Consider the following 25432-nt stretch of genomic DNA (forward strand, 5'->3'; position numbering starts at 1 on the left):
GCCGATGACCGTCGATCCCGGGCAGAGGGTGTTGCGCGAGGTGGTGCTCGACCAGCTGAGCACCGGCGAGAACTACGCCTATCGCATGTGGTTGCCGCCGCTGGCAGATCCCACCCCGGTCAACGAGCTCATCACCCGCGACTACGATCGCCGACCGCTGCGGATCGGGCTCGGGGTCATGGACGAGCCGCGCCGGCATCGCCAGGAGGTGTGGGGTATCGACATCACCACCGCGGCGGGAAATGTCGCGATCGGAGGTGCGCCCCAGACCGGCAAATCGACTCTGCTGCAGACGTTCATCCTGTCGGCGTCGGCGTCGCACACGCCGCGACAGATCCAGTTCTACTGCGTCGACATGGGCGGCGGCGGCCTGATGTACATCGAGGACCTCCCGCACGTGGGTGGCGTGGCCACCCGTGCCGAACCGGACCGGGTCAACCGTGTCGTCGCCGAAGTGAAAGCTGTTCTACGGCAGCGCGAGCAGACGTTCAAACAGTACCGTGTCGGTTCGATGACCGATTACCGGCAGATGCGTGAGGATCCCAACCATCCGGCATCAGCCGACCCGTTCGGTGACGTCTTCCTGGTCATCGACGGCTGGCCGGCGTTCGCGGCCGAGTTCCCCGACCTCGAGGCCACGGTGCAGGACATCGCCGGGCAGGGCCTGGCCTACGGGGTGCACGCGATGATCTCCACTCCGCGGTGGACAGAGCTGCGCGCCCGGATCCGCGACTACCTGGGCACCAAGATCGAATTCCGGTTGGGCGACGTGAACGAGACGCAGATCGACCGCATCACCCGGGAGATCCCGTTGAACCGCCCGGGTCGTGCGGTGTCGACCGAGAGACACCACCTGATGATCGGTGTACCGCGGCTCGACGGAGTTCATAGTGCCGAGGGACTGGTTCCGGCGATGGCCGCTGCGGTACAGGAGATCTCGGCCCGCCACACCGTCGAGGCGCCGCCGGTCCGCGTGTTGCCCAGCCGGATCTTTCTGCACGAGCTGGACCCCAATCCTCCCGGCATCGACTCCGATTACCGCACCAGGTGGACGATCCCGGTGGGTGTGCGTGAGTCGGACCTGACGGTTGCGCACAACCACATGCACAGCACTCCGCACCACTTGATCTTCGGCGCGGCCAAATCCGGGAAGACCACCATCGCCCATGCGATCGCGCAGGCGATCTGTGCGCGCAACAGCCCCGAGCAGGTGCGGTTCATGATCGCCGACTACCGCTCCGGTCTGCTCGAGGCGGTGCCGGAGACGCACCTGTTGCCGGCGGGGGCGATTAATCGCAACCACGCCACCTTGGAGGAGTCGATCAAGGCGCTGGTGTCGAACCTGGTCAAGCGGCTCCCGCCGACCGATCTGACCCCGTCGCAACTGCGACAACGCTCCTGGTGGTCCGGACCGGATGTGGTGCTGCTCGTCGATGACTGGCACATGATCACCGCGGCCAGCGGAATGTTGTCGCCGATGGCGCCGCTGGCTCCGTTGCTGCCCGCAGCGGCGGACATCGGGCTGCACCTGGTGGTGACCTGCCAGATGAGCCAGGCCAGCCGAGCGACCATGGACAAGTTCGTCGGCGCGGCGTACGGCGCCGGGACGCCGACCATGTTCCTGTCGGGGGAGAAACAGGACTTCCCGTCCCGAGAGATCGTCGTCAAGAAAAGACCCCCCGGCCAGGCGTTCTTCGTCACACCCGATGTGAAGGAAGTGGTTCAGGCGGCCTATGTGGATCCACCCGAAGAATAAGTGTTCCGAGCACCCTCTGACGGCGGTTAATATTAGGGAAGTGCGTCTCCAGCAAATGGAGGGGCGGCCGAAAGGCAAATTCTGACGGGGGAGTCAAAATGCGTCTCCCGCTGGGTATCAACGTAGATGCCCGATAACTAAATACACCCATGTGTTTAGACCAGCGAGGAAACAGCAAATGCAACCACTGAGTCATAATCCCGCAGCGGCCGGCATCGGCGGACAGGTGACCGCGAACGGTGCGCGCGGCCTGGCGACCGGAACCGCGGCCACCGCGGAGGTCAGTGCCCTCGCACCCGCGGGCGCCGACGAGGTTTCGGCAGCGGCTGCGTTGACCTTCGCCGCCGAAGGTATCCAGACCCTGGGCATCAACGCGCTCGCCCAGGAGGAGATCGCGCGTGCGGGAGCCGCCGTCATCGAGATCGCCGGTGTCTATCAGGCCGTGGACGCCGCGAACGGCGCCACCCTCATCTGAGTCGAGTCCGCCCGAATCATGGCTGCCGTCGGCATTCCCATCCCTCCGATCTGGGGAGCGTTTCCTCCCGAGATCAATACGTCACGTCTGCAGGCCGGCGCCGGAGCAGTGCCGATGTTGCAGGCGGCGGCCGGCTGGGAAGCGTTCGCGATCTCGCTGGAGACGCAGGCAGATGAGCTGACCGCCAGCCTCACGTCGCTGGCCCAGATGTGGCAGGGAATGGGCAGCGAACGGGCCATCACCGCGGCGATGCCGATGGTGCTGTGGCTGCGGATGCTCTCGTTGCAGGCACACAAGCGGGCCCTTCAGGCATCGGCGCAGGCGACCGCGTGGACCACCGCCGCGACGGGCACCCCGCAGCTGCCTGAGATCGAGCTCAACCACGTGACCAACGCCGTGTTGAACGCGACCAACTTCCTTGGTGTGAACACGGTTCCGATCGCGGTGAACGAAGCCGATTACGTGCGGATGTGGAATCAAGCCGCCGCGGTGATGACGTCCTACCAGACCGAGACCATGCTCAACACCACGTTCGAGCCGGTTGCGCCGCCGAAACCCATTGTGCTGCCGGGTGGTGCAGAGGCGGCGTTGGCAACCGGACTGGCCGGTGCGACCCCCGGAATGGCCACCGCCGTCGCCCGCAATGCGACGTTCACGAAGGTCAGCTCGATCGGCAAGCTCGACGAACTCAACCAGAAAGCAGGCCGGGTCGAGGGCATGCTGCATCAGGCGGCCAACCACGGCCGTTCCCAGGCCGACCAGGGGCAGCTTCTCCAACAGGCGCCCCAGCAGGGCATGCAGATGGGGATGCAGATGGCCTCCCAACTCGGCTCCACGCTGGGGCAGGCGCCCCAACAGTTGATGCAGGGCGTCACGCAGCCGTTCCAGCAGTTGACTCAGCCGCTGCAGCAGGTCTCGTCGCTGTTCGGCCAGATGATGGGCGGGGATAAGGGCGCCCAGGTCGGAATGATCGGTGCGACACCGTTTTCCAACCATCCCGCGATCGGCGGCTCGGGCGCGGCGACGGGCGCCGGCCTGGTTCGGGCTGCTTCGCTGCCCGGGGCCGGCGGCACCGCGGCGCGCACACCGTTGATGTCGAACCTTGTCGGCTCCGGGCTGCAGCCCACCCTGAGCCCGGTCGCGGTGGGAGCCGGGCCCGGGGCTGCTGCGGGGGCGGGTCTCGCGCCGGTGGGCGCCGGCGGCATGGGAGGCGGTGGCCCGATGGGAATGCTGGGCCAGCGCGGGAAGAGCGGTGGAAACAAGCCGGGCCTGAACGCGCCGGCGCCCCTGGAGCACGACCTCAGCGAAGACGAGGACGACGACTGGTAGTCGTCCACCCCACAAACTTGCCGGCCGCCTGGGTCGGGAGGGCTCGCCGAACGGCGAGGGAACAGGTAAACCGAAACGCCGGTAACGGAGAGAAGGTCAGCACATGGCACTTGAGGCAGATGTTGCGTCGTTAGCGACAGAGGCGGGGACATTCGATCGAATCGCGGGCGAGCTCACCGCCGTTCGTGCACAGGTCGAGTCGGTCGCCGCCGCGCTCGCGGTCAACATGGACACCCCCGACGCGGGCAAGGCAGCTCAGGCGGCCCTGCTGCGCTACCAGGAGGCATCCGATCAGCAGATCCGGCTGCTCACCGACATCTCACAGAACATTCAGCTCAGCGGTGTCAAGTACGAGGCGACCGATGCGGACAACTCCGCTCGAGTCGCGGCCTCGATGAGCAACGTCCTGTAAAACACCACACCCCTGAACTGAAGGAGAAATGCTGTGAACAGCGGAGGCTCGATCAATTACAACTTCGCCGGTATCGAAGCCGATTCCGGCGATATCAGCGGCGCAGTAGGCAAGGTCAACGGTCTGCTGGCCGAGGGCCAGGGGGCGCTCAATCGCCTGCAGGGCACTTGGCGCGGTGACGGCGCGATGTCCTACGAGGCCGTCCAGCAGCGTTGGAACCAGAACTCCGAGGAGCTCAACCTGGCGCTGCAGAGCCTCGCGCAGGCGGTGCGCGATTCGGGCGTCGACATGGGCGGCACCGAGCAGAACGTGATGGGAATGTTCACCTAAGAGCTGCACACGCCGGTGGGCGACCGGCGCAGCCGTGGTCGCCCACCGCGTGCCGGCACCGCTACACCCGAAACCCCTGAGAGGTACACCATGTCGGCCGACTATGACCGGCTCTTCCACTCCCCGGATACCGTCCGATCGGCCGAAGAGGACCCCGACCGGGACACGCCGCCGGCCGGCCGGGACACCGGGGTGTCCCCCAGTGGCGCACCGAGCACCGACGCCACCCCGCCGCCGATGCCGGCGGCGCCGCCACGCAGCCAGACCGCTCAGGCGCCGCAGTCGTGGCAGACCGAGGTCATGAGTCCGGTCAACGATCCCCAACCGGCGCCGCCGCCCGTCCCGCAACGCCTGCCCAACAACGGCATGATGCGCGCGCCCCAGTCGGCGCCGCACACCGGCGCCCGGCACGAACAGCAACGCCCGATGCCGGCGCCCGCTCCCCGGCATGCGCCCGCACCCGCGCCGTCGCAGTTCTATGTCGACGGCGCCGACCATCGCCAGGCGGTGACGCCGACGTCGGCGGCCACCATGGGCAACCACCGCGCCATCGACGCCCTGTCCCATGTCGGCGTCCGATCCGCGGTGAAGATGCCCTCGCAACGGGGTTGGCGGCACTGGCTTTACGTGATGACGCGGATCAATCTGGGACTTTCGCCCGACGAGCTCTACGAACTGGATCTGCACACCAGAATCCGCCGAAATGCCCGCGACTCGTACCACATCGGCGTGTTCGGCCTCAAGGGCGGCGTCGGGAAGACCGCGGTGACCGTTGCACTCGGCTCGGCACTTGCCAACATCCGCGGCGACCGGATCCTGGCCATCGACGCCGACCCCGATGGTGGCAACCTGGCCGACCGGGCCGGCCGTCAGTCCGCAGCGACGATCGCGGACCTGTTGTCGGACAAGGAACTGCACCGCTACAACGACATCCGCGCGTACACCAGCATGAACGCCTCCAATCTGGAGGTGCTCTCGTCCGACGAATACAGCGCCGCGCGCCGCGAGTTCAACGACGAGGACTGGCGAACCGCCACGGAGATCGTCTCGCGCTACTACAACCTGGTTCTGGCCGATTGCGGCGCCGGCCTGTTCCAGCCCGGAGCGCGCGGTGTGCTGTCGACCGTGTCGGGCCTGGTGATCGTGGCGAGCGCATCGATCGACGGGGCGCGGCAGGCGGCGATCACGATGGACTGGCTGCGCCAGAACGGCTATCAGGATCTGCTGGGCAGGTCCTCGGTGGTGATCAACCATGTGACGCCGGGTAAGCCGAACATCGATGTCGAAGACCTCGTCCAACAGTTCGAGCGGCACGTAGCGCCGGGGCGGGTCATCGTGTTGCCGTTCGACAAACACATCGCGGCGGGCACGGAGATCCAGCTCGGGCTGTTGGGCAAGGCGTTCGAGCGGAGGATCGTCGAGCTGGCCGCCTCGCTGTCCGACGACTTCGACAGGCTCGAACGGCGTTGACCGCCACGGTTGCGCCGCCATCGTCGGCGGGTACCGCGCCGGGTCGACCGTCGACGACGCGGGTCACGATCCTGACGGGCCGACGCATGACCGACCTGGTCCTGCCCTCGGCTGTCCCGATCGAGACGTACATCGACGAGACAGTCTCGGTACTTGCCGACATCTTGGCCGACACCCCCGCCGATGTGCTTGCGGGCTTCGACTTCAAGGCACAGGGTGTGTGGTCGTTCGCGCGGCCGGGCGCGCCTCCGATCCGGCTGACCGACTCGCTCGACGACGCGGGCGTGGTCGACGGGTCACTGCTGACCGTGGTGTCGGTGAGCCGAACCGAACGCTACCGCCCGCTGGTCGAGGACGTGATCGACGCGATCGCCGTGCTCGACGAGACACCGGAGTTCGACCGGGGAGCGCTGTACCGCTTCGTCGGACTGGCTCTCCCGCTGGCTGCCTTCGTGATCACGACAGTCGCGGTCCTGTCGTGGGCCGCGACCGGTCGCCACTGGGGCTGGGCCGTCGCCCTGGGCGTGCTCGGGGTCGGGCTGATGGGCGCCAGCATGCTGGCCCAGAATCGGTTCTCGAATCTGAGCATGGCCGAAAGTCTGTTGGTGTCCTCGACGGTGGCGCTGGCAGGAGCCGTGGTGCTGGCGGTCCCGTTGCCCGACGGGGTGGATTCGCTGGGCGCACCCCAGATCGCGGGCGCCGGGGCGCTGGTCCTGTTGTTGGTGTTGGCCACCCGCGGCGGCCCGCGGCGAAGAGCGGAGGTCGCGGCGTTTCTCGCCGTGGTCGCCCTGGCGCTGACCCTCGCGGCGGTCGCGTTCGGGTACGGCTGGGAGGCATGGGTGCCGGCCGGCGCGATCGCGTTCGGTCTGATCGTCGTGACGAACTCAGCCAAACTCACTGTGGCCGTGGCGCGTATCGCGTTGCCGCCGATTCCGGCGCCGGGTGAGACGGTGACCAACGACGAGCTGCTGGACCCGGTCACCGCCACCGATGCGTCGGAGGAGTCCGAGACCTGGCAGGCCATCATCGCGTCGGTCCCCGATTCGGCGGCGCGGCTGACGGAGCGAAGCCGGCTGGCCAAGCGGCTGCTCATCGGATTCTTGAGCGCGGGAGCGCTGATTCTCACGGTCGGCTCGGTAGCTGTTGTCGTGCAAGGCCATTTCTTCGTGCACAGCTTCACCGTCGCGGTCCTGGTGACCCTGCTGTGCGGATTCCGCTCGCGGCTCTACGCCGAGCGGTGGTGCGCGTGGGCACTGATGGCGGCGGCTGTGGCGGTCCCGACCGGAGTCATGGTGCGGTTGTGTCTGTGGTACCCCGACCGGGCGTGGCAGATCCTGGCCGTCTACACGGGACTGGCCCTGGTGGCCGTGATCGTCGTCGGCGCCAGCGAAGGGGTCCGCAGAATCTCGCCGGTCACCAAGCGGATCTTCGAGTTGTTGGACGGGGCCACCATCGCCGCGGTGATTCCGATGCTGTTGTGGATTGCCGGGGTCTACGACGTGCTGCGAAACCTACGGTTCTAGGGGGCGATATGGCGACAGGGGGCACACCGCCACCTCTCTCGGTGCATCCCGAGGAGTTGAGCGCGGCAGGCGGTGCACTACTGGGGGCGGCGCGGCAACTACCGGAGGTGCCTGCACCGTTCCTGCCGGCAGGAGGCGACCCGTTGTCGGCCGCGATCATCGGGCAGATTCCGGCGATCGAGGAGCCGATCGCCACACAGTTGCCGCTGATTCGGCAGCAGGCGGAAACCACCGCACAGAACGTGATCAAGGCAGCCCAGGCCTATGCCGCCACCGATGCACGCAACGGCGCGGCCATCACCGCCAGGACGCAGAACCTTGCCGGCGCCGCCGAGTCGAGCGCCGGCGGGCTGGGCGGTGCAGCTGCTCCTGCCGGCGGTGGAGCCGGCTCCGCGGGTCAGATGACGGGGACGCCCTCGCAAATGGTGGGTCAGATGGCCCAGATGCCGATGCAGGTGATGGGTGCCGCGGCGGCCGTGCCCCAGGGAATGGCGCAGGGCGCTCAGCAAGCAGGACAGCAGGTTCAGCAGGTGGTCGGCCAGCTCGGACAACAGGGCGCAGACGGCACCGCCGGTGCTTCTGTACCTGCGGAATCCGACGGACAACCGCAGGGCGCCGCCGCGGAGTCCGATGCAGAACGTGCTCCCGACGCCAAGGACAAGGCCTCCGACGACGACCAGCGTGCGGGCCGTCACCGCGCCGCCGAGGCCGTCGACGGGATCGACCTGTGACGGCGCCACTGGAGGTCGATACCGAAGCGCTGCGCCGCGTCGGCGGCGAGTTCACTGCCGCCGGAGACCATCTGGCCGCACTGCGGGTGGACGGTCCGCTCGGGGATGCGGCAGCTGCGATACCCCAACTGGCAACCGCGGCAGCATGTCGCGCCGCGCAGGCAACCATCGCCGTTCGGATGGAGACTGTGGCGCAGCGTGCCCGCGGCTACGGGTCAGACCTGGCGAGCGCCGCCGCGAATTACGACGCGACCGATGAGGTCTCCGGCGCCACCATCGACGGTGTCGGCATCCCGGCGCCACAATGACTACCGGCTGACGGCTCGGCACGCCTGGTCGGTCAGGGACTGCAGCCGGGTTGCCGCGTCATCGAGATGACGGTCCGGCAGTCCGTAGGTAGGCAGCGCGGTGGCGAATGCTCGGCGATACTGCGACGAGAGTGCGGCGAGATCGGCGACGGCCAGGTTGCCGCTCAGCAGTCCGAGCAGCTGAGACTGGTCGGCGTGCTGCCGCATGACCTGCGCGACCTCGGCGCTGAGCGTGTGCACGTCCGGAGAGGCATGCGAGGCAGGCACGTCCGGGTCGTGTCGGTCGCGCCACTCGCGAGTCCGGCCGTCGTAGTCAGTGACCATCGAGGTCCACTCAGCGCAGAAGGCCGAGGCTTCGGTGACGAGGCGCGTCGGCCTGAGTGCTCGGGGAATCGCACCCTCGGGTATCGCCGGCAGTCCGGGGAGCACCAGCGGATGCCGGAACTCGGCCACCCCGAAATCGATGGCGGCGCAGATGGACTGGATGGATCCGGCGGCTTCGCCGGCCGCTCGGGCGAGATGGTCGTGCGTCGGGCGGTAGTCGTCAACGCCGTCGGCGTAGCTGCGCCAATATGCCGAGGACTGCTCGTAGAGCTCTCGCATGACGCGGTGCGGTGTCCGGGCAGCCAGGGTGACCGCCTTCTCCGCCGCCTCACGCATCGCGCCGGCGGCGGCACGGTACTGTCGGCGCTGCTCGGCGGTCCACTGCGAGGAAGGTGTCGCCGGATCCCGCCGATGCCACCCGTCGGCGAGCGTGGTGTTGAGCGCCGCGGTGATCGGTTCCCAAGCCGCGCAGGTCGGATCGTCGGTGATGATGCCCACCGGCTTCACATCGCCCGCACTCGCGACCCCGCCGGTTATGCCGATCGCCGGGGCAGGAGGCGGCGCGGCGACCGGTGGCGTGGACGGCGCGCCCGGAGATTCGGCGTGCAGGACCACGTTCACCGCCGCCAGCACGACCAGGATGGACGCCGCGACAGTCCACGTCTGCCGTCGCCCGCCGGGCGGAAAGCCGGGAAGGCAGAGACGAACCAGGCGCGGCCACAATCGCAGAGGTGGCGGAAACATCGTCTCCGAAGGTACCTACACGGAGGCGTTGGCGCCGATGGCGTCGCTCATCAGCGTCTCGAGATGCTGCCAGTAGACCCAATCGGCGATGGCGATCCGCTGATCGGCCGGCTCGGCGGCGTTGTGGGCCTGGTGAAGGGCGAGCTGTTGGGAATGGTTGGCATAGCTGACGAAAGCCCTCAGGTGCGGGACTGCGCGCTGCGGATTGGTGCTCATCAGAGGCTTGGCGACCTCGAACCAGAGTCGCGCAGTGTCATCTGCGGGAGCTTCAATATCGGCCGAGGCCGGGGGTAGCAGATCGTTGAGACCGAAATCGCTCACCGCACTGAGCTTTTGAGCTGCAGCGGGGGCAAGCACCTCCAACCGGCTGCGGCCCTGCATTTCTCCGCTGTCGGGGATGTCATCGTGGGTCAGAATGATCTTGGCGACGCCGGGGTCGAAGTTGGCGAACTGCTCCTCGGTCGCGACGACGGCGCGTAACTGCTGGTTATGATGCTGGGCCCAACCCTGCACCGCAAGAATCGGGTAGGTGACCCATGTGGCGCGCTGCGCGGCGGGGATCTCCTCGTCAGCGGTGGCCATCCGCACCTGTTCGGGAAGTCGGACGCCGTCGGGGATGTAGGCGAGTCCGTAGCTGTTGGCGACGACGATCGCCCCGTCGGTGGTCACACCGGTGACCCAGTAGAAGCCGAAGTCCATGACGCCGACGTTGAGCGCGGCGCCGATGTGCCGCGCCTGCTGCAGCGGATCGCTGCGGTTGGTCGTGCGGCGGAGAGCGCCGGCTGTGGAGGCAGACGCAATCGCGTCGCGCTCAGCCCGCGCGGCAGACACCGGAATGGGTGCTGCGGCGGCAGTGCCGCTGGTGCTGGACGTCGACATAGGAGCGACGCCGGGGCCGAGCCCTGCGGTACCGGCGCTGGGGGCGCCGGTTGCGGCCGGAGGGCCCGGGGGTGCCGGCGAAGTGGGAGGGGCCAGCGGTACCGGCGGGGCCGCGGGGGGAGTTCCCGGCGTGGGTGCCCCCACCGGGGCGGGACCGGCGCTGCCGGACACCCCGCCGCCTGCACCGCCCATGCTCGCCCCGCCCGACGCCGTTGGCGGTGCTGTCGCGGGTTGGCCGCTGGGCTGCGGTGCCGGAGCCGGGGACGAGGCCGGCGCCGACGAAGCGAGCGGTGGCGGCGCCTGAGTGGTCAACGGCTGCATCGGTGTGGCACGGGAGGCTTTGGCCGCGTCAGCGGAGGCAGCCGCACCTGCGGGTTGGCCGGCGGCGGTTCCGGCCGCGGACGGGGCGCCTGCTCCCGTCGACGGCGAGCCGGATCCGGAGGACGAGCTTGATGTTGATGTTGCGGGCGTCGACGGTGTGCCCGAACCGGCGGCCGAGGGACTGGCGCTGCCGAGCGGGCTGCCGGGGGAAGAGGGGCTGGAAGGGGAGGATGACGAAGAAGGGCCCGGGCTGGAGAGACTACTCGGGTTATGAACGTCAGCAGGGGCCCTAACAGATGATGGGGGCGATGGAGCGGCTGGTATAGCTTGTTCCAGAATGGGTTTGGCTGGATTGGCAACGTGATTGGCCCTGGCTGGCGCCGGGCCTTGCGTTTGAGGCCCGAAAAAGTCGATCTCGCCCTTCGAAGGCACATGGTCGACAATGGTAGGCGTCCGAGATGGTGGCGGGGTTGGTTGCCACGAGTTGAAGGCGGGCAACGCCGCGACCCCGCCGACAACAACAGCGACATTGACTGAATGCTGTGCACGTATCCAATTCTGGATTAGAGCTTCCCTTTCCGATTCCTCCAGTCCTGGCAAGCTACGAACAGTCGCGAAGTACTCCTGAGCTGCTTTGAGATTCTCATTCACCGACATTTTGGCGTCAGCCACTGTTCGCGCAGCTAGCTGGTACCAAGAGACCGCCCCATTAAGGTGGCTGCACAATGTCTGCATCTCTACGAGCCGATTCTGCACAACGGCAGCCGCTGCATCAGCGGCGCTACCCTTCCACAGCCCGTTTGAGAATATTTCCGAATGCTGACTCTGCCAGGACTGCTGAACCCGGGTGAGGTGATGGAGGGTCGTCGTGATTTCCGCGGCGCGTGCGTTTAACTGGTCCTCATCGACCTCGGGCCATGCGGGGTGCTCGGTCATCTCCTCGATGTATTCCCCTGCCGCCTTGTAGATTCCCATACGTCAGTATCCGGCCGCGCGGCACGCTTCACTAATGGCGCCCGTTAAAGAGCCTGCAGCAATTTGCAGGTTGTTGTCGGCAGGAACGTATGTCAGTAGTGCGCTAACGTACGCTCTCCGATACTGAGCACTCAGTGTGGCTACGTCGGCCCACGCACCATTTCCACTTTGGAGGCCCATCAACTGAGTTTCGGTCGCAAACTTTTCCATGATGGGCGCAACCTCTGCATTGATCATTCGTTGGTCGGCGTTCAAATCCGCGGATGAAACGTTGGGATCAACCGTGCGCCACGCGGCCGTGTCGTCTGTAAAGCGCTTTGCAGAGGACAGCCACTGATCGCAAATGCTCGAAGGAGAGTTCAGGAAAATCTGTGCATCCTCGGGTCGAGGGTCGCGGTCTATGCCGTGCGGCGCACTCGCTCCCGGAACGAGTGGAGCTCGCGCACCGGCGACACCAAAAGCAATCGAGTCGCAAATGGCATTGAGACCTGTCGAGAAGCCAATAGCGACGCGAACCAAGTGATCGTCAGGCTCGCGATAGCTAGGTAGGCGATCGATGTAAGCGCGACTATAAGCAGCGAACTGCTCGTAGAGGATTCGCATGACGCGATGAGGTGTTTGCTTCGCGAGGTCGATTGTCCGTTGGGAGGCTTCGAGCATTGCCGCCTCTACCGCCTGGTACTGATTGCGAAGCTCTGATGTCCACTGCGTTGCAGGGATCTTGGGGTCGCGCGTGTTCCAACCGCCATCCGAGGCATGGGCAAACCCCGCTACTACCGACATCCAAGCTTCACACGTCGGATCCTGGGTAATCACGGTGACAGGACCGTCGTCCTTGGCGCTCGCGACGTCTGACTTCACCGGTGAGGCGCTTGTCAGTGGAGCCGCGGTGGGATCTTTACGCGTATCCGAGCCTCGTAAGACAAGGGTGGTGACAAGGGTCGTCACCACGATGATCACCAGCACGGCCAGCCCACCGAGTACCCATTTGCCGACGTTGTCCGGCCGTCGACGGTCGCTGTGCTGCTGTCCCCACTCTCCTTGCCCCCGGTGCCATGTCGATTGATGACCCTGCGGTTCCGGCGGTGGGCCGCTACGCGGTGGCTGAGGTGGCGGCCACTGCCCGGGTGGTGGCGTGGTCACGTCACCGACTCCCGCGCCTGCGGCTTCATCCACAACCCCTTCCGCGTCAGACGCGACTCCGCCCCGCAACCAAGCCCCTTATCTCATCCAGAATACGAGACGTATGACTTACTGAATGTCACTGATTTGCATCCAGCTCGCTCCTTCGCCGGGCGGCGGACTTGTGCTGGAGGTGGCGAAATCACGCACCTCCTGCGTCAGCAGATTCGGAAGACTGGCTTTCCAGAGAGTCAATTTCCTATCAGAACCCGATATAGCGAGCAGCATCCTGCGGACGTTTCTCACAAACCAAACTCACAATGCTTGCGCCGCCGAAGAATGGCCGAACTCGATGTCTCGTCCCATAGCAACGGTGTCTCCGGTCGGCGTCCGCGGGCTAGCCGCAACAGTCCCGACCCCAGCACCGGGTGTACAACATCGAGTGGCATGCGGCAGGCATCGCTTACTCGGGATCGGTCATCTCCGCAGTGATCTCGGCGACCACCGCATCGATCCGCTCGCGGTCGGCGTCGATTGACGCCGAGGCCTCCGCATTGGCTTTGTGCAGCGCTTCGTTCACCCGCCGTTCGACCTCTTCGGCGCCGAGTCGCAAGAGTCCGTCCTGGATATAGACATCCTTGAGCCATTGATGACCGTTGAGGGTCACCTCCACGGTCTCGTCTTCATCGGACGCCGTGAACGATTCGGTCGCCATCTTGTCCAACTGCTCATCCATGATCGACTGCAGTCGCCGTGCCTGTCGAAGCACCGCAGCCACATCCGGATGCATCTCGTCGCTCACTGCGTGTCCCCCTTCTTTGTGTCATCCCCTGCACCCCTGCGCCGCGGCCGAACCCCGATGACCTGCTCGGTATGCGGCCGCTCCTCGACGTAGAGCGGCTCATCCGGCGACAGCAGCGGATTGCGCTTCTTCTCACCGGCACCGCTGCCGTGCGCACCGCCCATCATGGGCGCCATCCCGCCGCCGCCCATGCCGCCGCCGACCGCGCCCCCGGATCCTGCCCCGACAGCGGGGCCGGCCGCCGCCGGGACAATCGGCGTCGGGGCCACGGTCTCCGCGCCGACAGCCGGTTGCATTGGCGCAGCGGGGATTCCGCCACCCCCACCGCCTCCGCCGGACCCGCCGCCGGCAGCGGCCGGGCGCAGGCTCGGGTCGGTCGGGAACCTCGGCTCGCCCTTGCCGAGACCGGGCGTCGCCCCGGTCGGTGATCCACCACCCGGTGAGCCGGCCGCAGGCCCACCGCCGGGCGAACCACCGGGAGAGCCGCCCTGCGAACCACCTTGCTGCGCAGCCTGCTGCGCGCCTTGCCCGGCCTGTGGGGCCATCTGCTCGGGCGCCGACATCGGGGCCGCCGGCGGCTCCTGCGGCTGCCCACCCGGCTGTTGTCCGCCCGACCCCGGCGACTGCCCGGCGCCTTCACCACCCTGACGCTCCTCGCCCTCGGTCTGCGCCGCAACGCCACGTTGGCGGGGGTCGCCGTTGCCGGTCACCGCGGCCGTGGGGGCGACGGCGTCCGGGCGCGGCTGCGGCGGCTGCACGGGGGTAGGTTGCCCGGCCTTCGCATAGGCCTCCCGGACAGCCTCCGACTCCTGATACAGCTGCTCCATCTGCAGCTGGACAGCGCGTCGGGCGCCACCGTCCATCGGGGTGGTCATCAGCTGGGTTTGCAGCGCCTCATACTGCGCCCGCAGCGGGGCGTTGGCCGCCCGGGCCTGATCATGCGCCGCAGCGAGCTTCTGGGCCTCCGCGGCGAGCTGGGTCCACTTACCGGCCAGAGTCTGCAACCAACCGCCGAACGCCTTGAATTTCGTGTAAGCCGCCTCGGCTGCGGCCCCTTCCCAGTTCTGGATCTTGATCTCGAAGGGGACTGATGCTTCTGCCAGACGCGCGGCGTTGGCGGTCCACTTTGCCGCTGCGGCGCGCAGTGCGGCCGCCTCGTCGCCTTCAGAGAGCTTGTTGTCGGTCTCGATGGGGTCGAGGATGTCAGCATCGCCGGCGACGTTCTCGAACCCGGGCATCGGAGGGGGAGGTGGCGTGGAGGGAATCGAGTTCGCTCCGATGGGCACCGGTGCGGGCGCCGACGACGTGCCACCGGGGATGGTGCTGTCGATGCTGCCGGCGGATGCTTGGTCGACAGCTCGGTAGGCCTGCCCGACCAATCTCAGAGTTTCCGCGAGCCTGCTGCTTTCGGCTTTGCCCCAGTTCTGTTCGGCGGCCAGCGCTTCGGCGTTCTTGACCAGATTGCGCACCGCGGCCGTGGTCGGCGTGAGCTTGTCCGGGTCCACGACGCTGTCGGCGCCCAGATCGTCGCTCCACGAGATGCCCTCGATCGTCTCCGCTTTCCGGTCGAGGTCATCGGGGTCGACCTTGAGTTCTTCGCCCACTATGCCTCCTCGCGGCGTCGAACACCGATGATCATGGTTCCAGAACCATCTGGTAGCGGCTCTCTTCCCGCGGGTTGATCAGCCGAATGGGGAGCTGCTTGTGTCGGGGCGTCGCAATAAAGCTGTCCCGCAACATGACCCGGCCGACGCCGGGATGGGGTCGCAGATAGGTGGTGGCATGCGGCCAGGACACTTTGGCCACCGACCCGATCCGCGCGTTGACGAATCCGGCGAACTCCTGGAACTGCGGCTGCAGGGTGACCACCGCGCCGGCTGCGGCCGAGCGCACCACGAACTGCGTGAACAAACGCGCGTTGCCCAGGTTGATGCTGACGTCCACATCGTCGAAGGGCATGTAGACCGGGTACCGGTCTGCTGTCTCCCCGACCAGTACGCCCGCCGAGCCGATCGGCAACTCGTAATGCCGGTCGGTCACCGGGTTCTCACCCAGAAGTGCCGCCCGCTGCCCCCCGTACAGGCACGAAAAGCCGCGGGGAGTCGAAGGATTGGCGAGCGTGGTCAACAGCACAGTGGTCGTCGGGGCCGCTCCGGGCGCGATCCGTACCCTCGTCAGCGTGTGATCGGCGCGCGCCGACCACCACACATCCGGCCCGCCGGGCGCGTGGTAAGCCGCGGTGAATGTGCTGCGGCCCTTGACCATCGACCACGTCTCGTGCTCGAAACTGATCTCGGTGGCACGGTCGAAATCGTCGAAGCTGCGGGCCGGGCGGGCATCGACACCCGTGCCGGCGAGATGATCGGCAACCCTCGTCGTCGACGACACCAGGTACTGCGCAAGTCCGGCAACCCCTTCGTTGCGGCGTAGCGCAGATTTGCGGGTCTTGTCCGGGTCGGCGCGCAACACGATCCACGTACGTCGATTCGCCGGCGCCGGATAAGGACCCACCACCTGTTCGTAGAGCCCGACGAGTGCTGCCGGCGCCGTCTTCCCGACCCGGTAGCCCGCCGAAACCACATCGGCCTCCAGGTCGGGACAGTGCGCGGACAGAAGGTCTTCGACCAGTCCGGTGTCGACCACGTCGTCGGTGGCGGCCGCGCCGTTGACGATCACCGTCGGGGTGAACGGCCGCGGGACCAGTTCGATCGCCGCCACCAGGTACCCGTCCTGCCACCGCAGCGCCACATGGTCACCGGGGAGCACGGTGGCGCCGACCGCCGGTTCCGACGGAGCCGGCGGAGGCTGCTTGTGCCGGCGGCGCCACGCCCACAGCGCGGCCACCCAGCCAGTGAGGCGGCGGCCGCGGATGGCCACCACCGATGCCAGACCGACCAGCACCGCCAGGGTGATGCCTAGCCACGTCAGGTCCATGCGCGCGAACACCAGGATGCACGCCGGAATCAGCACCGCCGCCCACAGCGCGTGACCGGTGCTGAAGCGCAAGCCGAAGATCGAGCGGAACCGGGTCATCGGCGCCTCAGTGCGCGCCGCGCCAACGCCCCGACACCCAGCAACGCTGCCACCCCGACGCCGACCACGACGACTGCGGTGACCGGCCTGCGATCGGGTGGCGGCACGTGCACCGGCGCCGGAATCTCCTTGACGTTGTACGGGATGTCGGTCGGGCCTGGCGGGACATCCCAGGTCAGTGCGGCCACCGGGTCGATGACGCCCGCCCCGACCACGTTGTTCACCCCGCCGCCGGGGTGCCGGGCCGTGGCGGTGATTCGATTGATGACCTGAGCAGGCGTCAGTTCGGGGAAGCGTTGTCGCAGCAGTGCCGCCAGCCCCGACACGTAGGCCGCCGAGAAGGAGGTGCCGCTGATCGGGATCGGGCCGTCCTCACCCTGCAGGGCGTTGACGGGGTTGCCGTCATAGCCGAGCGCGACCAGATTCTCACCCGGCGCGGCAGCGCCGACCCACGGTCCCTGCATCGAGAACCCGCTCGGCTGACCGTTCGGCGCGATGCTGCCGACGGTGAGTACCAGCGGTGAGTACCAGGCCGGCGAGACAATCGTCTGCACCTGGCGCCATCCTCGCGGGTCGGCCGGGACCGCGGGGTCAGGCGGCGGATTCTGGGTGCAGTCGCTGCCGGAGTTCCCCGCCGCGACGACGATGACGGCCCCTCTGACGTTAACCGCGTAGTTGATCGCGGCGCCCACCACGGCCTCGTTGATGGGCCTGGTGATCTTGTAGCACGCCGCCTCGCTGATGTTGATGACCTGAGCACCGAGGTTTGCCGCGTGCACGATGGCCCGTGCCAGACTGCGCAGCGAACCGGCTGTCTGGGTGGCGTTGGGATCGTTGGGATCGTTGCGGGCCCCCATCGGGGAGAAGCTGTCGGAGGTCTGTCGCAGCGACAGGATCCGCGCGTCGGGGGCGACGCCGACGAACGCATCGGTGGGTGCCGGACGGCCGGCGATGACGGCCGCGGTGAGCGTGCCGTGTGCGTCGCAGTCCGACATGCCGTTGCCGGACTGGTCGACGAAGTCACCGCCGGGTTCGGCGGGCACCCGGGGTGAACCATTGACTCCGGTGTCGATCACCGCGACGGTGATGCCCGCACCCGTGGCGAACTTCTGGGCCTCCGCCAGCTGCAGGTAATCGCTGGCCCAGGGCCGGTCGGCGAAGTTCGAGTCCGGAAAAACGGTCGGCGCCGCGCAGATGCGGCGCTGCTCCATCGGCTGGTCCGGACCGGTCTCGTCGGGAGGGATCGCCGCCGGATCGATGATCGGCGGTTCGATCGCCACCGCCGGCGGAGCGGTCAGCAGCACCAGCAACAGCGCGGCGATCAGCGCACCAGCACGCCGCACCCGTTGTCACCCCCCGCACCATCCGACCGTCGCACACTGTGCGCACGGGTCGTCAGCAAACTCGTCGGCCGCAGCTGCGCCGCCCAGAAAACCAGCACCAGGCTACGCGTTGAATGCACATCGGCAATGCTAAGGGTGTCCGACGAGGGGTCGTTCCGCTTTCTTTTCGGCCGCAACCGCGTCGGGGGCGGACCCGGGCGCCGGGACGCCGGTGAATGCCGTCCCGGCCGGTGCGCCCGGCGTCAGGCGTCGAGGTCCTGTTGCACCAGATCGGCGACCGTGTCGAGGGCACCCTCGTCGTCGGAGGACACGGTGACCTCGGCACCGTTGCCGGCGCCCAGGGTCATAATCATCAGAGCGGACCCCGCATCGACGGGTTCACCGCCGTCCATCGACAGCGTGACGGGGACACCGGCGTTGACGACGGCCTCGGCGATGATCGCCGCGGGCCGGGCGTGCAGGCCGATGGCCGATCCGACGGTGACGGTCTTGCTGGGCATGGGTTCTCCTTCTATGGGTGAGGGGATGGGCGGGACGATCAGGCGGAGACGAGTTCGGGTTCGGTCTTGGCGCCGGCCTTGATGAACTGTTTGGCGGCCACGACGGCCAGTGCGGCGGCGACGGTGCCCGCCAGCAGGGCGATGACGAATCCGAGCTTGTTGTCGATCGCGAACAGCACGAAGATGCCGCCGTGCGGGGCCCGTGACGTCGCGCCGAATGCCATGCACAGCGCGCCGGTGATGGCACCGCCGAACATCATCGACGGGATCACCCGCAGCGGATCGGCCGCCGCGAACGGGATGGCGCCTTCGGAGATGAACGATGCTCCCAGAAGCCAGGCGGCCCTGCCGTTTTCGCGCTCGGGCTCACTGAACAGCCCCGGCCGGATGGTGGTGGCCAACGCCATCGCCAGCGGCGGCACCATGCCTGCGGCCATCACGGCCGCCATGATCTCGAACGATGCGGTGGTGGCCGCGGCCAGGCCGGCCGTGGCGAACGCGTAGGCCGCCTTGTTGACCGGCCCACCCAGGTCGAAGCACATCATCAGGCCGAGGATGACGCCGAGCAGGATCGCCGAGGTACCCGACATCCCGCTGAGCCATTCGGTGAGGCTGGTGTTGACCCAGGCCAGCGGCCGCCCGACCAGGAAGAACATGATCAGCCCGACGAACAGCGACGCGAACAGCGGGACGATCACCACCGGCATCAGGCCCCGGAACCATTGCGGCACCTTGATGCTGCTGATCCACAGCGCCGCGAAACCGGCCAGCACACCGCCGACGATGCCGCCGATGAAGCCACCGCCGATGAACACCGCCAGCGCTCCGGCGGTGAAACCGGGTGCGATACCCGGCCGGTCGGCGATCGCGAACGAGATGTAGCCGGCCAATGCCGGGACCAGGAACCCGAATGCGAGACCGCCCAGGGTGAACAGGATCGCGCCCAGATACTCCAGGAAGCCGCCGGGCGGCAGGCTGGTCAGCGAGTAGTTCAGTGCGATGTCATTCCCGGTGTCGGCGATCTCATACCCGGCGAACAGGAAGCCCAGCGCGATCAACAGACCACCCGCGGCGACGAACGGGATCATGTAGCTCACGCCGGTCAGCAGGATCTGCCGCGTCCGGGTGCCCCACCCGACATCACCGGACGGTGCGTTGGGGGTGGACGTGCCGGATCCCTCGACCCGGGCCGCGTCGGGATTGTCCGCGGCAGCAACGGCTTCGGCGATCATCTTGGCCGGCTCGTTGATCGCTCGCTTGACCCCGGAGGCCACTACCGGCTTGCCGGCGAAACGCCCCTTGTCCTTCACCCCGACATCGGTGGCGAAGATGACCGCGTCGGCCTTGGCGATGGTGTCCGACGGGATGGGGGTGCTGCCCGACGAGCCCTGGGTCTCGACGACCAGCGTGACCCCGGCCTCCTTGGCCGCGGCGGCCAGCGCATCGGCGGCCATGTAGGTGTGGGCGATGCCGGTCGGACAGGCGGTGATGGCGACGACGGTCTTGGGTGCCTCGACCGGCTTCGCGGCGGGGGACGCCGGTGCCGTGGGGGCTGCTGTCTGCGGGGTCGGTGCGGGCGCGGTCGGCGACGGGTTGACGACACCGTCGACCAGGCTGACCACCTCGTCGGGGGACGACGCGTTGCGCAGCGACTCCACGAAGTCCTTGCGCACCAAGGCGCGTGCCAGGCTGGAGAGCAACTTCATGTGTTCCTGGCCGCCGGAGTCCGGTGCCGCGATCAGAAACGCCAGATCGGCGGGACCGTCCGGAGCGCCGAAGTCCACCCCCGGGGTCAGCCGGGCGAACCCGATGGTCGGGGTGTCGACGTAGGGGGACCGGCAGTGCGGGATCGCGATGCCGCCCGGCAGCCCGGTGGCCGACTGTTCCTCGCGGGCCATTGCCGCGCCGATCAGCCCGTCGGCGTCGTTGGTGCGTCCGGCGGCGGCCAGTGTGCTGACCAACCGGGCGATGACGGCCTGTTTGTCACCGTCGACGTCCGCGTCGAGCAGCACGAGGTCGCGCGTGATGATGGGGGCGGTGGGGCTGGTCATGGCACTACCTTCGTCTCTTGTCGTCACTGGGTGGCGGGAATAGGCGAGATCGGCGATACCTGAACGGCATTGAGGTCGATCTCGGCGGGTGTGGGCAGGGTGGTTCCGGGCAGGGCGGCCGCGGCGCTGCCGTAGGCCACGGCCATCTGCAGTCGCCGCGGCGGGACCGCGCCGCCGACCTCGGCGCGCACATAGCCGGCCAGAGACGAGTCGCCGGCGCCGACGGTGCTGCGCGGGATGATGGGCGGCGGCGTCGCCATCCAGGCACCGTTGCGGTCGACCAGCACCGCACCGGCGGCGCCCAGCGTCGCCAGCACCGCTCCGATGCCCCGGTCGATCAGCTGCCGGGCCGCCGCGACCACCGGCTCGGGGTCGCCGTGCGACACCGCATCTTCGAGCGCCTGCGGTGCCAATCCGAGTGCCCCGGCGAGCTCTTCGGCGTTCGGCTTGATCAGGTCGGGGGCGCCGCGGTCCAGAGAGCCGATCAGGGCAGCCAGCGGCGCATCGGAGGTGTCGACGGCGATCCGGCAGTTGTGCGCTGCCAGCGCCGCCACCACGTCGCCGTACCAGGACGCGGGCACCCCCGGGGGCAGCGAACCCGACATCACCACCCAGTCGGCGCCCTCGGCGGCGTCGAGCACCGCGGCGGTGAAGGTCTGCAGGGTCTGCCCGTCGAGCGCGGCGCCCGGTTCGTTGATCTTGGTGGTGGTGCCGTCGGGTTCGGTGATCGTCAGATTGGTGCGCGCGGGTTCGGTGCTGGTCACCGTGCGGTAGGGAACCGCCGCCGATTCCAGGGCGGTCAACAACGGATCATGGTCGGCGGCAGGTAGTACCGCGACGGCGTCCACCCCGGCCATCGTCAGGACCTTGGCCACGTTGACCCCCTTGCCGCCGGCCTGGTTGGTCACCGAGGTGACACGGTGCACGCCGCCCCGGGTCAGTGCCGACGGCAGCGTGACGGTGCGGTCGATGCTGGGATTGGCGGTGACGGTCACGATCACGAAGGGCCTCCTGCGCAGATGACCTCGACGCCGTGCTGGCCCAGTTCGGCGCTGGCGGCGGCAGAGATCTCGGGGTCGGTGATGAGGGTGTCGACACTGGCGATGGGGGCGAAGCTGACGAACTCCTCGCGTCCCACCTTCGATGAATCCGCGGCGACCACAACGTAATTGGCCGCCCGGACCATGGCTCGCTTGACGGCGGCCTCCTCGCTGTCGGGGGTGGACAGTCCGTGTTCGATGCTGATGGCGTTGGTGCCGATGAACGCGATGTCCACGCGCAGGGTGTCGAGCACCCGCAACGCCTGCTCCCCGACGGCGGCCTGGGTGAGTCCGCGCACCCGGCCGCCGAGCAGTTGCAGCGACACCGACGGCACGGTCGCCAGCCGCGCGGCGATCGGTACCGAATTGGTGACCACGACGAGCTCGCGGTCGGTGGGAATCTGGGCGGCGATGCGCATCGTGGTGGTGCCCGCGTCGAGCAGCACGCTGGCGCCGCTGAGCGGGAAGAACTCCGCGGCCGCCGCGGCGATCGCGTCCTTGTGTTCGGCGCGGGTGACATCGCGCTCCCCGACCCCGGGTTCGACCAGATGCAGGGCCCGCACCGGGACGGCGCCGCCGTGCACGCGCCGCACGATGCCGGCCTTGTCGAGGACAGCGAGGTCGCGGCGCACGGTCTCGGTGGTGACATCGTAGGTCTGGGCCAGTTCGGTGACCGATGCGCGCCCCTTGGACATCACCAGCGATGCGATCGCTTGCTGTCGTTCCTCGGGGTACATGGCGCTCCGTGAATGTGGGTTTCGACCCAAATGCATGTTGATATGTTTGGTTTTACTCCTGAATGTGTTGACTTGTCAACGCTTTCTTGTAACCTGGTTCACATGACCGCGTCGTCTTCGCTCACGTCACCGTCCGGACCTGCTGGACCTTCTCGACCTTCCGGCACCGTCCTGCACGGAGTGCCCGTCGTGCCGGGAGTTCAATACGCGCCGGTGATCCGGCCGGGCACGCTGCCCGAAGCGCTCAAGGCCGGCGATACCGCCGAGGGCGCCGGCTCGGCCGATCTGCCCGAATCGGAACGCGCGGCAGAAGGAGAGCGATTCAGTGCAGCCGCGGCCACGGTGGCCGGGCGGCTGCGCGAGCGCGCCGCACACGCCACCGGTGCGGCGTCGGAGGTGCTCGCCGCCACCGCGACGCTGGCCCAGGACCGGGGCTGGCTCGGTGCCGCGGAGAAGCGCATCAAGGAGGGCGCGCCCGCGGTGCGCGCGGTCAACGGCGCGATCGAGCAGTTCGTGGAGATGTTCACCAAGCTCGGGGGCCTGATGGCCGAGCGTGTCACCGATCTGCGCGACATCCGCGACCGCGTGGTCGCCGAGCTGAATGGACTGCCCGAGCCGGGCGTGCCGCTGCCCGACGAACCGTCGATCCTGTGCGCCGAGGATCTGGCGCCCGCCGACACCGCCGGGCTGGACCCCGCGCTGGTGGTCGCACTCGCGACCACTCTCGGCGGCCCCACCAGCCACACCGCAATCATCGCCCGGCAGCTCGGCATCCCATGCGTCGTCGCGGTCACCGGGCTCGACGACGTGCCGGCCGGGGAGATGGTGCTGGTCGACGGAACCGTCGGCACCGTCACCGTCGCCCCCGACGACGCCTCGGCCCGCGCGGCGGTGGCGGAGGCCAGACACGCCGCGGAGGCCGCGGCGCACTGGTCCGGGCCCGGCGCGACCGCTGACGGCCACGCCGTGGCCGTGCTGGCCAACGTGCAGGACGGGGCGGCCGCCCGGGCCGCCCGTCAGACCCCGGCCGAGGGGGTTGGCCTGTTCCGCACCGAACTGTGCTTCCTCAACACCGACACCGAACCCACCGTCGACGAACAGGCGGCCATCTATTCGGAGGTGCTGGACGCCTTCGCCGGGAACAAAGTGGTCATCCGCACCCTCGACGCCGGGTCGGACAAACCGCTGAAATTCGCCGGCCACCCCGACGAGGCGAATCCGGCCCTGGGTGTGCGCGGCATCCGGATCGCCGCCAACAATCCCGGCCTGCTCGACCACCAACTCGAAGCCATCGCCGCCGCTGCCGAGCGCACCGGTAACCCGCCCTGGGTGATGGCACCGATGATCGCCACCGCGCACGAGGCGCAGCACTTCGCCGACAAAGCGCGGTCGCACGGCCTCACTCCGGGAGTCATGATCGAGGTGCCCGCCGCGGCACTGCTCGCCGACAAGATCCTCGACCACGTCGACTTTCTGTCCATCGGCACCAACGACCTGGCGCAGTACACCATGGCCGCCGACCGGATGTCGGCCGACCTGGCGACGCTGACCGATCCCTGGCAGCCCGCGGTGCTGGCGCTGGTGGCGATGACGGTCAAGGCCGGCCAGGCGGTGGGCAAGCCGGTGGGTGTGTGCGGTGAGGCCGCTGCGGACCCGCTGCTGGCCTGTGTGCTCACCGGGTTCGGCGTGACCTCGTTATCCGCGGCCGCGGCCGCCGTGCAGGGTGTCGGCGCCAGACTGGCTCAGGTCACGTTGGCGCAGTGCCGGGAGGCGGCCGAGGCGGTGCTGGTGACCGCCAGCGCCGCCCAGGCGCGTGCGGCCGCGCTCGCGGTCCTGGCCTGACCGCGACCCCAGGTCGCCCATCCGGTCAGACCGTCCAGCCCGTCTCCTGCGGCCACGACTCGACATCGGTGCCCGCGCGGCGCAGGATGACGTATTCGTAGCCGTGGTCGGCGGCGTGCCCGGTGGCGTCGGCGTACACCCGGCGCGCTTCGGCTTCCGGACCGTCGACCAGGGAGGTCTCCTGCGCGCCGTGGGCCGGATCGCCCGCATCGTGCAGGACGCCGACGACGACCTGCCAGGTCGCGTCTGTGTTCGGATCTGTCACCGGTATCTCCTTTCGCCGGAGGGGGGTACCCGCGCTCCGGAGTTCCGTCACCACCGATGTCCGTCGCAACCGGCCGCCGTCTCTACCGGCGTGGCACGCCGGACCCGGGGAATTAATCGGACCGTGGTCCGGTTGTTCCGGCCATGCCTGCCATCACCGCCGACACACTGACCCTGCCCCGCATCACCGCGGCGGCACCCGCCGACACCGAACGCCCGGTGCGGTCGGTCACCACCGGCCCTCGCGGATACGAAGGCGAGGGCTTCCCCGTCGTCCGCGCGTTCGCCGGCGTGCCCGCGCGAGATCTCGACCCGTTCGTCCACATGGACCAGATGGGCGAGGTCGAGTACGAGCCCGGGGAGCCGCGCGGCACCGACTGGCATCCGCACCGCGGCTTCGAGACGGTCACGTACATGATCGACGGCCGCTTCGCGCACCAGGATTCGCACGGTGGCGGCGGGCTGATCACCGACGGCGCCACCCAGTGGATGACCGCGGGATCGGGTGTGTTGCACATCGAGACTCCGCCGGCCGAACTGGTCGAGAGCGGTGGCGTGTTCCACGGCATCCAGCTGTGGGTGAACCTCCCCAAGAAGGACAAGTTCGCCGATCCCAGATATCAGGCGATCGAGGGCAACCAGGTCGGGTTGCTGTCGTCCGAGGACGGCGGGGCCCTGGTGCGCATCATCGCCGGCGAAATCGACGGGCACGGCGGACCGGGCAGCACCTATACCCCGATCACGTTGGCGCACAGCACCATCGAACCGGGCGCCCGGCTGAGCCTGCCCTGGAACCGCGATTTCAACGCACTCGTCTACGTGCTGTCCGGCCGAGGCGGGGTCGGTCCGCTCGGCCACCCGATTCAGCAGGGGCAGCTCGCCGTGCTCGGACCGGGCGACCGCATCACCGTGGCTGCCGACGGGTCGCAGGACTCCCACCGCCCGGCGATGGAGGTACTGCTGCTGGGCGGCAAGCCGATCCGCGAACCCGTGTTCCAGTACGGCCCGTTCGTGATGAACTCCAAATCCGAACTCCTCCAGGCCGTCGAGGACTTCCAGGCGGGCAGGTTCGGCACCGTCCCGGCGAACGCCCTGATGCCGCACCGCCCGCTGCGCTGACG

The 25432-nt window shown here is 68.2% G+C and carries 25 protein-coding genes; 13 read left to right on the forward strand and 12 right to left on the reverse strand.

Annotated features, from left to right (window positions below):
• Positions 1-4 precede the first annotated feature (4 nt).
• The 9 genes from eccCb (at position 5) to ACNUDN_RS00755 (ending at position 8334) form a co-directional block, all read left to right on the forward strand.
• Positions 5-1756 (forward strand): type VII secretion protein EccCb, encoded by a 1752-nt coding sequence (gene eccCb, locus ACNUDN_RS00715; RefSeq protein ID WP_431959154.1) that lies wholly within the window; start codon positions 5-7, stop codon positions 1754-1756.
• 178 nt (positions 1757-1934) lie between these two features.
• Positions 1935-2231, forward strand: coding sequence for a PE family protein (locus ACNUDN_RS00720; protein WP_419120161.1), 297 nt, complete (start codon positions 1935-1937; stop codon positions 2229-2231).
• 18 nt (positions 2232-2249) lie between these two features.
• Complete coding sequence (locus ACNUDN_RS00725; RefSeq protein WP_419120162.1) at positions 2250-3560, forward strand: PPE family protein; 1311 nt, start codon at positions 2250-2252, stop codon at positions 3558-3560.
• 103 nt (positions 3561-3663) lie between these two features.
• Positions 3664-3972 (forward strand): WXG100 family type VII secretion target, encoded by a 309-nt coding sequence (locus tag ACNUDN_RS00730; protein ID WP_419120163.1) that lies wholly within the window; start codon positions 3664-3666, stop codon positions 3970-3972.
• Positions 3973-4005: 33 nt separating this feature from the next.
• Positions 4006-4302, forward strand: coding sequence for a WXG100 family type VII secretion target (locus ACNUDN_RS00735; protein WP_419120164.1), 297 nt, complete (start codon positions 4006-4008; stop codon positions 4300-4302).
• 90 nt (positions 4303-4392) lie between these two features.
• A complete protein-coding gene (locus tag ACNUDN_RS00740; RefSeq protein ID WP_419120165.1) occupies positions 4393-5772 on the forward strand; it encodes a MinD/ParA family ATP-binding protein in 1380 nt (459 codons plus the stop codon).
• Positions 5769-7295 (forward strand): type VII secretion integral membrane protein EccD, encoded by a 1527-nt coding sequence (gene eccD, locus ACNUDN_RS00745; RefSeq protein ID WP_419120166.1) that lies wholly within the window; start codon positions 5769-5771, stop codon positions 7293-7295. Before ACNUDN_RS00740 ends, eccD begins: the two co-directional genes overlap by 4 nt.
• 8 nt (positions 7296-7303) lie before the next feature.
• Positions 7304-8026 carry a hypothetical protein gene (locus ACNUDN_RS00750; protein ID WP_419120167.1) on the forward strand — a complete coding sequence of 241 codons (723 nt, stop codon included), beginning with the start codon at positions 7304-7306 and terminating at the stop codon, positions 8024-8026.
• Entirely contained in the window at positions 8023-8334 is a 312-nt protein-coding gene (locus tag ACNUDN_RS00755; RefSeq protein WP_419120168.1) for a WXG100 family type VII secretion target, read from the forward strand. Before ACNUDN_RS00750 ends, ACNUDN_RS00755 begins: the two co-directional genes overlap by 4 nt.
• On the opposite strand, the gene ACNUDN_RS00760 is transcribed toward ACNUDN_RS00755, so the two are convergent.
• Both ACNUDN_RS00760 and ACNUDN_RS00765 read right to left on the reverse strand, forming a co-directional pair.
• On the reverse strand, positions 8335-9402 hold the full coding sequence (locus ACNUDN_RS00760; protein WP_419120169.1) for an ESX-1 system-associated protein: 1068 nt from the start codon (positions 9400-9402) through the stop codon (positions 8335-8337).
• A 15-nt stretch (positions 9403-9417) separates the two neighbouring features.
• A complete protein-coding gene (locus tag ACNUDN_RS00765; protein ID WP_419120170.1) occupies positions 9418-10233 on the reverse strand; it encodes an EspK C-terminal domain-containing protein in 816 nt (271 codons plus the stop codon).
• 4 nt (positions 10234-10237) lie between these two features.
• Here ACNUDN_RS00765 and ACNUDN_RS00770 point away from each other — a divergent pair, with 4 nt between their 5' ends.
• Both ACNUDN_RS00770 and ACNUDN_RS00775 read left to right on the forward strand, forming a co-directional pair.
• Positions 10238-10585, forward strand: a complete 348-nt coding sequence (locus tag ACNUDN_RS00770) for a hypothetical protein (protein ID WP_419120171.1) — start codon at positions 10238-10240, stop codon at positions 10583-10585.
• A gap of 21 nt (positions 10586-10606) precedes the next feature.
• The gene (locus tag ACNUDN_RS00775) at positions 10607-10876 is read left to right on the forward strand and encodes a hypothetical protein (RefSeq protein ID WP_419120172.1); all 270 of its coding nucleotides are present in this window, start codon (positions 10607-10609) and stop codon (positions 10874-10876) included.
• Positions 10877-11580: 704 nt separating this feature from the next.
• Here ACNUDN_RS00775 and ACNUDN_RS00780 read toward each other — a convergent pair.
• The 9 genes from ACNUDN_RS00780 to ACNUDN_RS00820 form a co-directional block, all read right to left on the reverse strand.
• On the reverse strand, positions 11581-12543 hold the full coding sequence (locus ACNUDN_RS00780) for an ESX-1 system-associated protein (protein WP_419120173.1): 963 nt from the start codon (positions 12541-12543) through the stop codon (positions 11581-11583).
• Positions 12544-13162: 619 nt separating this feature from the next.
• On the reverse strand, positions 13163-13501 hold the full coding sequence (locus ACNUDN_RS00785; RefSeq protein ID WP_419120174.1) for a YbaB/EbfC family nucleoid-associated protein: 339 nt from the start codon (positions 13499-13501) through the stop codon (positions 13163-13165).
• The gene (locus ACNUDN_RS00790) at positions 13498-15105 is read right to left on the reverse strand and encodes a PPE domain-containing protein (RefSeq protein WP_419120175.1); all 1608 of its coding nucleotides are present in this window, start codon (positions 15103-15105) and stop codon (positions 13498-13500) included. Before ACNUDN_RS00790 ends, ACNUDN_RS00785 begins: the two co-directional genes overlap by 4 nt.
• A 31-nt stretch (positions 15106-15136) precedes the next feature.
• A complete protein-coding gene (gene eccE / locus ACNUDN_RS00795; protein WP_419120176.1) occupies positions 15137-16534 on the reverse strand; it encodes a type VII secretion protein EccE in 1398 nt (465 codons plus the stop codon).
• Positions 16531-17877, reverse strand: a complete 1347-nt coding sequence (mycP, locus tag ACNUDN_RS00800) for a type VII secretion-associated serine protease mycosin (protein ID WP_419120177.1) — start codon at positions 17875-17877, stop codon at positions 16531-16533. The genes eccE and mycP overlap by 4 nt, the downstream gene beginning before the upstream one ends.
• Before the next feature lie 242 nt (positions 17878-18119).
• Positions 18120-18377, reverse strand: coding sequence for an HPr family phosphocarrier protein (locus ACNUDN_RS00805; RefSeq protein WP_419120178.1), 258 nt, complete (start codon positions 18375-18377; stop codon positions 18120-18122).
• A gap of 38 nt (positions 18378-18415) precedes the next feature.
• Complete coding sequence (locus ACNUDN_RS00810; RefSeq protein WP_419120179.1) at positions 18416-20428, reverse strand: PTS fructose transporter subunit IIABC; 2013 nt, start codon at positions 20426-20428, stop codon at positions 18416-18418.
• 23 nt (positions 20429-20451) lie between these two features.
• Positions 20452-21429: a 1-phosphofructokinase gene (gene pfkB / locus ACNUDN_RS00815; RefSeq protein ID WP_419120180.1), complete on the reverse strand. Its 978-nt coding sequence runs from the start codon at positions 21427-21429 to the stop codon at positions 20452-20454.
• Positions 21426-22205: a DeoR/GlpR family DNA-binding transcription regulator gene (locus ACNUDN_RS00820; RefSeq protein ID WP_419120181.1), complete on the reverse strand. Its 780-nt coding sequence runs from the start codon at positions 22203-22205 to the stop codon at positions 21426-21428. The genes pfkB and ACNUDN_RS00820 overlap by 4 nt, the downstream gene beginning before the upstream one ends.
• Positions 22206-22247: 42 nt before the next feature.
• On the opposite strand from ACNUDN_RS00820, the gene ptsP reads away from it, so the two are divergent.
• Positions 22248-24047 (forward strand): phosphoenolpyruvate--protein phosphotransferase, encoded by a 1800-nt coding sequence (gene ptsP / locus ACNUDN_RS00825; protein WP_419124954.1) that lies wholly within the window; start codon positions 22248-22250, stop codon positions 24045-24047.
• 25 nt (positions 24048-24072) lie between these two features.
• Here ptsP and ACNUDN_RS00830 read toward each other — a convergent pair whose 3' ends face one another.
• On the reverse strand, positions 24073-24312 hold the full coding sequence (locus ACNUDN_RS00830) for a hypothetical protein (RefSeq protein ID WP_419120182.1): 240 nt from the start codon (positions 24310-24312) through the stop codon (positions 24073-24075).
• Positions 24313-24455: 143 nt separating this feature from the next.
• Here ACNUDN_RS00830 and ACNUDN_RS00835 point away from each other — a divergent pair, with 143 nt between their 5' ends.
• Positions 24456-25430 (forward strand): pirin family protein, encoded by a 975-nt coding sequence (locus tag ACNUDN_RS00835; protein WP_419120183.1) that lies wholly within the window; start codon positions 24456-24458, stop codon positions 25428-25430.
• Positions 25431-25432 lie beyond the last annotated feature (2 nt).

Source organism: Mycobacterium sp. smrl_JER01, from assembly GCF_048513595.2.
Taxonomy (GTDB): Bacteria; Actinomycetota; Actinomycetes; order Mycobacteriales; family Mycobacteriaceae; genus Mycobacterium.

Bases quoted from the DNA above. Each gene is read 5' to 3' on its own strand.
- ACNUDN_RS00760 (WP_419120169.1), bottom strand. From the start codon at position 9,402: ATGTTTCCGCCACCTCTGCGATTGTGGCCGCGCCTGGTTCGTCTCTGC.
- ptsP (WP_419124954.1), top strand. From the start codon at position 22,248: ATGTTTGGTTTTACTCCTGAATGTGTTGACTTGTCAACGCTTTCTTGT.
- ACNUDN_RS00770 (WP_419120171.1), top strand. From the start codon at position 10,238: ATGGGTGCTGCGGCGGCAGTGCCGCTGGTGCTGGACGTCGACATAGGA.
- ACNUDN_RS00720 (WP_419120161.1), top strand. From the start codon at position 1,935: ATGCAACCACTGAGTCATAATCCCGCAGCGGCCGGCATCGGCGGACAG.
- ACNUDN_RS00820 (WP_419120181.1), bottom strand. From the start codon at position 22,205: ATGTACCCCGAGGAACGACAGCAAGCGATCGCATCGCTGGTGATGTCC.
- eccCb (WP_431959154.1), top strand. From the start codon at position 5: ATGACCGTCGATCCCGGGCAGAGGGTGTTGCGCGAGGTGGTGCTCGAC.
- ACNUDN_RS00835 (WP_419120183.1), top strand. From the start codon at position 24,456: ATGCCTGCCATCACCGCCGACACACTGACCCTGCCCCGCATCACCGCG.
- ACNUDN_RS00805 (WP_419120178.1), bottom strand. From the start codon at position 18,377: ATGCCCAGCAAGACCGTCACCGTCGGATCGGCCATCGGCCTGCACGCC.
- eccE (WP_419120176.1), bottom strand. From the start codon at position 16,534: ATGACCCGGTTCCGCTCGATCTTCGGCTTGCGCTTCAGCACCGGTCAC.
- ACNUDN_RS00725 (WP_419120162.1), top strand. From the start codon at position 2,250: ATGGCTGCCGTCGGCATTCCCATCCCTCCGATCTGGGGAGCGTTTCCT.
- ACNUDN_RS00740 (WP_419120165.1), top strand. From the start codon at position 4,393: ATGTCGGCCGACTATGACCGGCTCTTCCACTCCCCGGATACCGTCCGA.
- ACNUDN_RS00810 (WP_419120179.1), bottom strand. From the start codon at position 20,428: ATGACCAGCCCCACCGCCCCCATCATCACGCGCGACCTCGTGCTGCTC.
- ACNUDN_RS00730 (WP_419120163.1), top strand. From the start codon at position 3,664: ATGGCACTTGAGGCAGATGTTGCGTCGTTAGCGACAGAGGCGGGGACA.
- ACNUDN_RS00750 (WP_419120167.1), top strand. From the start codon at position 7,304: ATGGCGACAGGGGGCACACCGCCACCTCTCTCGGTGCATCCCGAGGAG.